At 22.0% G+C, this 1,703-nt stretch carries 2 protein-coding genes; both read left to right on the top strand.

Annotated features, from left to right (window positions below):
• Window positions 1-588 precede the first annotated feature (588 nt).
• Window positions 589-1,302, top strand: a complete 714-nt coding sequence (locus Q4E08_RS08870) for a YdcF family protein (RefSeq protein WP_303130275.1) — start codon at window positions 589-591, stop codon at window positions 1,300-1,302.
• A gap of 115 nt (window positions 1,303-1,417) precedes the next feature.
• Window positions 1,418-1,693, top strand: a complete 276-nt coding sequence (locus tag Q4E08_RS08865) for a DUF1653 domain-containing protein (RefSeq protein ID WP_303130272.1) — start codon at window positions 1,418-1,420, stop codon at window positions 1,691-1,693.
• Window positions 1,694-1,703 lie beyond the last annotated feature (10 nt).

The raw sequence follows: 1,703 nt of genomic DNA, 5'->3' as shown, positions 1-1,703 counted from the left end.
AGCGCCAATGGTACTGCATGGGTGACCGTGTGGGAGAGTAGGACGTTGCCAGGTGAGAACAAGAAAGAGATAGTTTTAACTATCTCTTTTTTCGTATATAAAATTATTTTTATATATTTTATTTTTATAAATAATAGCTTTATGCTATTAAGTAATATCTTACAGTTCTTTCTTCTGATTACTTTAGTATATATAAATTAAGTATATATATTATTGGACTTCTTAATTTATCTCTAGAATATGCAATTATTACAGAGTGATTTTGCATATATAATTTTATTAATCCATTTATAATCTCATTTATTTTCAAAATTAAATTTTTTATTATTTAAAAATTGCTAATGGATAAAATTTTTAAATTAATTTATATTTTTCTTCATTTATTATAGGAATATTATACTGTGATATGTTAGTAGTTATAAATTTTGTTTTTCTTCTTAAATCTATAATGATTTAATTTTTAATATCTTTATACTTTATAAACATTAAAGAACCTAACATTTTAGCAAATGTATTATTTTATATGATATTATTAAATTATGGGGGGAGGTTTTAAATATTTTAATACTTATTTTAGGAATAATATGTTTGGCGTATTATGGATTTATAAATATAATGTTTGGTTATACTACATTTAGTGAATTTTATTTAATATTAGGATTAATATTAGGTATTTATTATATTTTTTCATATAAAATAAAAGAATATTTGATTATGAAGAAATTATTTAAGGGTATAAAAATAATTTTATTTATAGGAATATCTATAATTATTTTAGTTGAAGGAGCAATAATAATGTATCCTAAGAAAAATATTGATGGTAGTGATTATATAATTGTTCTTGGAGCTGGATTAAGGGGAGATAGCATAACAACAACTTTAAGGGATAGATTAGATGCAACAATAGATTATGTTAATAAATCTAATTTTGATGGAAAAATAATAGTTTCTGGTGGACAGGGACCAGGAGAATCTATAACCGAGGCAGAGGCTATGAAAAATTATTTAATTGATAAGAAAATTAAAAATGACATAATAATGGAAGACAAAGCTACAAATACTTTTGAAAATTTTAAGTTTTCTAAAACAAAAATTGAAAATATAACAGGAAATAGTATTGATAATTATAAAGTAAAGATAGTAACTACAGATTTTCATGTTTTAAGGAGTTTTATATTAGCAAAAAGAAATAATTATGATAATGTTACTTTTTATAGTAGTAATACTAAATGGTATCTGATTCCTACATTATATGCTAGAGAGTTTTTTGCATTTTTTAAATCTTTAGTTTTTGATAGGTAAAAATATGTATTTTTTTATTATGATTATTTTTATATAGAAATAATGATTTAGTTTATAAATTAGTAGCATAATTATAAAAGTATTAATATTAAGGTTAAGATTGGAGTTGTAGTTTATGAATAGAGATATAAGTAATTTAAAAGGAAAATTAGTTAAACATTTTAAAGGAAAGTTATATTTAGTTATTGATGTTGCTAAGCATTCGGAAACAATGGAAGAATTAGTTGTATATAAGGCTTTATATGGTGATTTTGGAATGTTTGTCAGACCTAAAGAGATATTTTTAAGTGAGGTTGATAAAGAAAAGTATCCACAGTGCAAACAAAGGTATAGATTTGAAGAAGTAAACAATAATGATATGAAGGAAATAGCAAATATATTGACTAAATAATGAATAAATA

Origin of the sequence: Clostridium sp., assembly GCF_030532265.1 — a bacterium.
Classification (GTDB): domain Bacteria; phylum Bacillota; class Clostridia; order Clostridiales; family Clostridiaceae; genus Clostridium.
Note: the sequence above shows the minus strand (reverse complement) of the source record. Positions and strands in the feature narration are given on the sequence as shown.

Coding starts and splice junctions, on each gene's coding strand:
- Q4E08_RS08865 (WP_303130272.1), top strand. CDS start 1,418: ATGAATAGAGATATAAGTAATTTAAAAGGAAAATTAGTTAAACATTTT.